At 71.0% G+C, this 6,939-nt stretch carries 7 protein-coding genes and 1 tRNA gene; 6 read left to right on the forward strand and 2 right to left on the reverse strand.

Annotation, left to right across the window (positions count from 1 at the left end; genetic code table 11):
• On the reverse strand, positions 1–114 hold a 114-nt coding region (locus tag OKW78_RS16255; RefSeq protein WP_281196113.1), incomplete at its 3' end, for a ferredoxin.
• A gap of 202 nt (positions 115–316) precedes the next feature.
• On the opposite strand from OKW78_RS16255, the gene OKW78_RS16260 reads away from it, so the two are divergent.
• From OKW78_RS16260 to cgi121, 4 genes are all read left to right on the forward strand, one after another.
• Positions 317–1,096 (forward strand): winged helix-turn-helix domain-containing protein, encoded by a 780-nt coding sequence (locus tag OKW78_RS16260; protein WP_281196108.1) that lies wholly within the window; start codon positions 317–319, stop codon positions 1,094–1,096.
• Positions 1,097–1,122: 26 nt separating this feature from the next.
• Positions 1,123–1,377 (forward strand): hypothetical protein, encoded by a 255-nt coding sequence (locus OKW78_RS16265; protein ID WP_281196109.1) that lies wholly within the window; start codon positions 1,123–1,125, stop codon positions 1,375–1,377.
• Positions 1,378–1,705: 328 nt separating this feature from the next.
• Positions 1,706–4,171 carry an ATP-dependent DNA helicase gene (locus OKW78_RS16270; RefSeq protein WP_281196110.1) on the forward strand — a complete coding sequence of 822 codons (2,466 nt, stop codon included), beginning with the start codon at positions 1,706–1,708 and terminating at the stop codon, positions 4,169–4,171.
• Entirely contained in the window at positions 4,168–4,767 is a 600-nt protein-coding gene (gene cgi121 / locus OKW78_RS16275; RefSeq protein WP_281196111.1) for a KEOPS complex subunit Cgi121, read from the forward strand. The genes OKW78_RS16270 and cgi121 overlap by 4 nt, the downstream gene beginning before the upstream one ends.
• Before the next feature lie 213 nt (positions 4,768–4,980).
• Here the strand turns inward: cgi121 and OKW78_RS16280 are convergent.
• Positions 4,981–5,053: transfer RNA gene (locus OKW78_RS16280), tRNA-Gln, on the reverse strand.
• A gap of 210 nt (positions 5,054–5,263) precedes the next feature.
• On the opposite strand from OKW78_RS16280, the gene OKW78_RS16285 reads away from it, so the two are divergent.
• Together OKW78_RS16285 and OKW78_RS16290 are read left to right on the forward strand one after the other, a co-directional pair.
• Complete coding sequence (locus OKW78_RS16285) at positions 5,264–5,854, forward strand: IMP cyclohydrolase (RefSeq protein WP_281196112.1); 591 nt, start codon at positions 5,264–5,266, stop codon at positions 5,852–5,854.
• Positions 5,855–5,930: 76 nt separating this feature from the next.
• Positions 5,931–6,939: TolB family protein (locus tag OKW78_RS16290; protein ID WP_369335043.1), on the forward strand; the 1,009-nt coding region annotated here is incomplete at its 3' end.

Below are 6,939 nucleotides of genomic sequence, written 5' to 3' on the forward strand. Positions count from 1 at the left end.
CTCGCCGTCGACGAGGTCGGCCTTCCCGTCGTTCAGGTCCTTCTCGAACCCGTCCCACTCGGCGACACACTGGTACATCCCGATACAGGTGTCTCGGTCGAATTCGACGCGCATACCGCGGATACGCGAAGCGGGTACAAAGCGGTGGCGGGGTTCGGTTCGTCGGTGCGCCCCGTGGCCGTTCCCACGTGCCGGGAGTTCTCCCGGACGGTGAGGGTATGTCCGTGCCGACCGTTCGAAAAACCGCCCGCTGACGCCGACGCCCTCCGTCGTTCTCCGTCGGGCCGTTTTTAATCCGGGCGCGCGTCCTGCTCGCATGGATCCGGACGGACACGCGCTCCGGGACGTGCTCTACAAGCGCGCGGCGGTGTTCCGATGTCTCGCCGACGCACCCGCGAGCAAGCCGGAGCTCGTCGAGCGACTGTCGAGTTCGCGCTCGACCGTCGACCGCGCGATCGACGACCTGGCGGACGTGGACTGCGTCGAGTCCCGAAACGGGACCTACTCGCTCACCGCGGCCGGCCGGTTCGCGCTCGCGGAACACGACCGCTACGCGGCCACGACCGAAACGATCGAGGCGGGGAGTAGCCTCCTGAACGGCCTCCCCGAGGGGACGACCCTTCCGTCGGTCTTCCTCGAGGACGCGACCGTGACCGTCGCGGACCCGCACGTGCCCTCGGGGGCGTCGACGGCGAGCAGCGAGCTCCTCGAGCGGGCGACGGCGATGCGGGGGTTGGCCCCGACGGTGCTCAAGTCGGACGTCTTCATCATCGACCGTGAGCTGGACCGCGAGGCGCTCGACGTGACGGTGGTCGCGGAGCCGGCGGTGGTGGAGGCGCTCGGCGAGCTTTCGGACACGCCGGTGGCGACCCTCCTCGCGCGCGACTCCTTCGATCTGTACCGAAGCCCGGAGTCGCTCCCGTACGCGCTGTGGGTGATGGAGACGCCGGAGGGAGACCACGCGGGGATCACGTTCCGCGCCACGGGTGACGTCACGGGGATGATGACGAACGACTCGCCCGAGGCGGTCGAGTGGGCGAACGCGGAACTGGCGTCGTACAGGGAACGAGCGACCCCCGTCGACCAGCCGGTTTAAGGCCTGCGCGGGCCGAGAACCCGGCGATGACCGCAGTCTGGCTCGTCGACCGACGGTTCGACTCGAAGGGGCTCGTCCGGCTGACGTACGCGACCGAGGACGGCGAGCGCGTCCACACGAAGGAGCTGGCCGAACAGCGGCTGGTCACCGGCGACGGGGTGACCGCCGGCCGGGACGTCGACGAGGACGCGCTCGGCGAGACCTCGGCCGAGGACGTCGAGCGGTTCGCCGCCGAGGCGTCGCGGATGGCCGCCGAACACGACCTCGACGACACGGTGTGAACGGGTCGGCGACGCGGGTTAGAGTGCGGCAGTGGGTGCGGTAGCGAGCGGATCGGTCCGGACCCGAATCCCGCAGAAGTCACGGGCGCGGTTGCCCGCGACCGCACAGTCCCGCACCTCACGCCTCCCCAGCCTCGCATCGACCGCGACGCCGGACTGCACGGCGTCGCGGTCGGCTGCTCCCTCGCGCGGTCCGGCTCGCGCCCTGCCGGGCGCTCGCGGGCGCGCGCCAGAATGAGTTTGCTGACTGAGCCCCGCCGCCGGCAGTCGTCACCGGCCTCCGTAGCCTTCCGACGGTTTAAATCGGGTCGGCGACCAAGGGAGGCCAATGCAACCGACCGCCCTCTCCGGGCTCCCCACGGGGGTCGGCGAGGCGCTCGAGGCGGAGGGCGTCGCCGACCTGTACCCGCCCCAGGAGGCCGCCGTCGAGGCGGGCGTCCTCGACGGCGAGAGCCTCGTCGCGGCCGTCCCCACCGCCTCCGGCAAGACGCTGATCGCCGAACTCGCCATGCTGTCGGCGATCGAACGCGGCGGGAAGGCGCTATATATCGTCCCGCTGCGCGCGCTCGCCAGCGAGAAGAAGACGGAGTTCGAGCGATGGGAGGACCACGGAGTCACGGTGGGCGTCTCGACGGGCAACTACGACTCCGACGGCGACTGGCTCGCGAGCCGCGACGTCATCGTCGCCACGAGCGAGAAGGTGGACTCGCTGATCCGCAACGGCGCGCCGTGGATAGACGACCTGACCTGCGTCGTGAGCGACGAGGTCCATCTCGTCGACGACGCGAGCCGCGGCCCGACCCTGGAGGTCACCCTGGCGAAGCTCCGAAAGGTGAACCCCGGCCTCCAGACCGTGGCGCTGTCGGCGACCGTCGGCAACGCCGACGCCATCGCCGGGTGGCTCGACGCGGAACTCGTCGAGTCGGACTGGCGACCGATCGACCTCCGCGTCGGCGTCCACTTCGGCAACGCGATCGACTTCGACGACGGGAGCAAACGGGAGGTCCCGGTCGACCGCGGCGAGGAACAGACCGCACGGCTCGTCGCCGACGCGCTCGACACGGAGGAGGACGGCCAGGGCGGCTCCTCGCTCGTGTTCGTCAACTCCCGGCGGAACGCCGAGTCGTCGGCCCGGAAGCTCGCGGACGTGACCGGACCGCGGCTCACGACCGACGAGCGCGACCGTCTCCGCGAGCTGGCCGAGGAGGTCCGCGGCGTCTCCGACACCGACACCTCCGAGGACCTCGCGGACGCGGTGGAGCAGGGGTCGGCGTTCCACCACGCGGGGCTCGCGGCCGAACACCGGAGCCTGATCGAGGACGCGTTCCGCGACCGGCTGATCAAGTGCGTCTCCGCGACGCCGACGCTCGCGGCCGGGGTCAACACGCCCGCGCGGCGGGTGATCGTCCGCGACTGGCGGCGCTACGACGGCGAGTTCGGCGGGATGAAGCCGCTCGACGTCCTCGAGATCCACCAGATGTGCGGCCGCGCCGGCCGTCCCGGACTGGACCCGTACGGCGAGGCGGTGCTGCTCGCGAACGACGCCGACACCAAAGAGGAGCTGTTCGACCGGTACGTCTGGGCCGCCGCCGAGCCCGTCCGCTCGAAGCTCGCCGCCGAGCCCGCGCTCCGGACCCACGTGCTCGCGACGGTCGCCTCCGGCTTCGCCTCGACCCGCGGCGGCCTCCTCGAGTTCCTCGACAACACCCTGTACGCCGCCCAGACCGACGACGCGGGGCGGCTCGCCGCGGTCACGGACAGCGTCCTCGAGTACCTCGCGGTCAACGGCTTCCTCGACCGCGACCGCGAGGGCGGAACGGAGTCGCTCTCGGCGACCGGGATCGGCCACACCGTCTCGCGGCTCTACCTCGACCCGATGAGCGCGGCGGAGATGATCGACGGCCTCCGGGACGCGTGTGCGACCGACGCCGACGCCGCCGGATCGGCCGCCGGAGCGTACGAGCGGTCGGCACCGGAGGACGGGATCGAGGGGCCCGGATTCGGAACGTACAGTCGGGTCGATGACGATTCCGACGGCGGCGAGGAGGACACCGTCGCCGACGACGATGCCGACGAGGACACCGCCGCCGACTCGCCTCCGGATATCACCCCGCTCGGCCTCTATCACCTCGTGAGCCGGACGCCCGACATGTACGAGCTCTATCTGAAATCTGGCGACCGCGAGACGTACACCGAGATCTGTTACGAGCGCGAGGCGGAGTTCCTCGGGGACGTCCCCTCCGAGTACGAGGACGTTCGCTTCGAGGACTGGCTCGCGGCGCTCAAGACCGCCCGGCTGCTCGAGGACTGGGCCGACGAGGTCGACGAGGACCGGATCGCGGAGCGCTACGGCGTCGGCCCGGGCGACATCCGCGGGAAGGTCGACACCGCCGAGTGGCTGTTGCGCGCGGCCGAGACGCTCGCCGCCGACGTCGAGGGAGTCGACGGCGACGCGGTCCTCGCGGTTCGACGGGCGCGAAAGCGGGTCGAGTACGGGGTCCGCGAGCAGCTGCTCGACCTCGCCGGCGTGCGCAACGTCGGGAGAAAACGCGCGCGGCGGCTGTACGAGGCGGGCGTCGAGACGCGCGCCGACCTCCGGGAGACCGACAAGGCGGTCGTGCTCGGCGCACTCCGCGGCCGGGAGCGGACGGCGGAGCGGATCCTCGAACACGCCGGCCGCGAGGACCCCTCGATGGACGGGATCGACGCGGACCGGTCGGCCTCCGCGGCCGCGACCGCCGGAAGCGGCGACGGCGACGACGAGGGGCAGGCCAGCCTCGGTGATTTCCGGTGAGCGGTCCGACCGGCTCGGACCGGCCGACGGAGCCGCCGTCGCCGAGCCACCCCGCACCGGCTCCCGAGGTCCGGATCGTCGAGGGAACGCTCGTGGTCGACGACCTCGACGCGTTCCTCGCCTCGCTCGAGTCGATCCGGGAGGAGACCGGCGCGGTCGTCCAGGCGTTCGACGCCGACCGCGTCGTCGACGCCGCCCATCTCCGTCTCGCGACGCGGCTCGCCGCCCGATCGATCGCACGGGACGAGGCGGTCGCCCGCGATCCCGCGGTCGAGATACTGGTGTACGCCGCGGGCCGCCGCCAGATCGACCGTGCGCTCGACCTCGGAGTTTCGCCGGGGGAGCGACGGGCCGCCCTCGTGGTCGCCGATTTCGCCGACGTGGCGGAGGCGAACCGTCCCGCCGCGGACCTCGAGACGGCCGTCACGTCGGTGGAGGGCTTGCTCGCGACGGGACCGGAACCGACGCTCGGCGAGTTCGACGACGGGACGGTCCGCGACTACTACGGGGTCACAGACCGCGAGCTCGACGCGACCGACGGCGATCTCGCCGATATCGTCCACGAACGCGTCGCCCTGTTGGACGTCGAGAAGTGAAAATCGAGACCGTCGGATCGCCGGCGATCCGGTGTTCTCACCGCCGCTTGGAATCCGTTCGTCACGGCACCACATACCCCCTTGCTTCCGCTGGAAATCACTAGACGTGGGAGTGATTTAGTTCCAGTAGAAACGTGGGAATCGAAGGTATCCGTCACGACGGGACGGGGGCGTCGAGACGTCGCAATGGGGCGAAGTCGCGGAGAAGACGGATAGTCCATCCTGGATTCGAACCAGGGTCGAAGCCCCCAGAAGGCTTCAGGATTGGCCACTACCCCAATGGACTGTGCGCACCATCGCTACTCCACGCGTGTTTGTAAGCGTTGCGCGTCGCGTTCTCCCTGTCACACGCTCGCATACGGCAGTCACGTCCTCGCACACGACGCCCGTTCGATCCCCGTTCGATCGCGGTCCGACCCTCCCGATCACCCCCGTCTCTGTCGCCGGACGTGGATCGATCGACGTGTTTTAACCCGACGGATACCCACGCCCGTGTATGTACATCGGACGGTTCGTCGTCGTCGGTCCCGGAATCGGCGCGTATCGCGTCTCCTCACGCTCGTTCCCGAACCGACGAGTGCTCGAGCGGGACGGGACGCTGACCGTCGGGCCCACGCCGGACGCGCCGGAGACGGACAACCCGTACGTCTCGTACAACTGCGTTCGGCGAGTCGAGACGCCGACCGGCGAGCCGCTCGCGGTCCTCGGCAACGGCTCGCACGTCGACCCGATAGCCGAGAAGCTCGAGCTCGGCTACCCCGCCCGCGACGCGCTCGCGACGCCGCTCCTCGCGCTCGACTTCGAGAAGGACGACTACGACACCCCGCGGATCGCCGGCGTCGTCGGCGCGGAGACCGCGACGATCGGTACCGTCCGTCGCGACGCCCTGCTGGTGGAGGCCGTCGACGAGCCGACGCTCGTGGCGACCTACGAGCGGGATTCGCCGGATGCCTACGATCTCGCGGCCGAGGACGCCGAAGCCGCCGCGAGCGAGGTCCTCGGAGCCGACTTCGAGCACCCGGTGTGTGCCGCCGGCGCGACCGTCGACGCCGAGGGCGTCTCGCTGGCGTTCGACAACGGGGAGTGACCCCGCCGACCGGCGCGTCCGTTCGCCCCCCTTCCGGCTCCCGACGGCTTTTGAGGGAACGGGTCGACGAGCGGGTATGAAGCCCATCACGGCCGCGGCGTATCACGACATCGCGAAGCCGGCGGACCCTCGCGTCTCCCCGGACGGCGAGCGGGTCGCCTTCCTTCGTCGACGGCCGAAAAGCGACGAGGCGTACGAGTCGACCGTCCATCTCGTCGAGACTGGTGACGGCGACCCCGACGAGCCGCGCCGCTTCTCGCTCGCCGAGGGGGCGGACGCAGAGCCGCGCTGGAGCCCCTCCGGCGACCGGATCGCGTTCACCTCCACGCGCGGGCCCGACGACGACCGCCGACAGCTGTGGATCCTTCCGGTCGCCGGAGGCGAGGCTCGTCGGATCACGGACGTCGTCGGCGGGGTCTCCGACGTCGCGTGGTCGCCGGACGGCGAGCGGCTCGCGTTCGTCCAGTCGGTGACCGCCGAGGACCGAGCGGCCGACCGCGACCTGTCGGTTCCCGACGGGTACGAGCCCGACGAGCACCCCGACCCACGGGTGATCGACCGGACGGTGTTCCGCTCGGAGGAGGAGTTCTTCGACGGGCGGCGGCCGGGGATCTACGTCGTCGACGCGGATGCGTTCGCGGACGGCGTCGCGAGAACGAACGGCGGCGGGAGGACCGACGGCGACCCCCCGGTCGAGCGGGTGACGGACCGCGACGCCGACTTCGCCGCGCCGGAGTGGGGCGACGGCGACACGCTGTATTACACCGAGTCCGTCGGCGACGATCCCGACGATTCCGACGAGATCGCGATCCACGCGCACGACCTCGCGACGGACGCGGTCGAGCGACTCCACACCACGACGGACTGGGCGTCGCCGCTGGCGGCGACGGCCGACGGGCGGATCGCGTTCACTCACGCCGAGCCCGACCGCATATCCCTCCGGCAGACGGACCTCCACCTCCTCGATCGCGCGGACGGCTCGGTGACCTCGCTCACCGACGGTCTCGACCGTGACCTCGACGACGGGGTGGCCCCGCAGTGGGGCCCCGACGGAGAGACGCTCTACTTCGCCACGCCCGACGGGG

Origin of the sequence: Halorubrum sp. F4 (assembly GCF_027257195.1) — an archaeon.
In the GTDB taxonomy this organism is placed as follows: domain Archaea; phylum Halobacteriota; class Halobacteria; order Halobacteriales; family Haloferacaceae; genus Halorubrum.

Excerpts from the sequence above, each read along its gene's own strand:
- OKW78_RS16265 (WP_281196109.1), top strand. The coding sequence starts at position 1,123 with ATGACCGCAGTCTGGCTCGTCGACCGACGGTTCGACTCGAAGGGGCTC.
- OKW78_RS16285 (WP_281196112.1), top strand. The coding sequence starts at position 5,264 with ATGTACATCGGACGGTTCGTCGTCGTCGGTCCCGGAATCGGCGCGTAT.
- OKW78_RS16260 (WP_281196108.1), top strand. The coding sequence starts at position 317 with ATGGATCCGGACGGACACGCGCTCCGGGACGTGCTCTACAAGCGCGCG.
- OKW78_RS16270 (WP_281196110.1), top strand. The coding sequence starts at position 1,706 with ATGCAACCGACCGCCCTCTCCGGGCTCCCCACGGGGGTCGGCGAGGCG.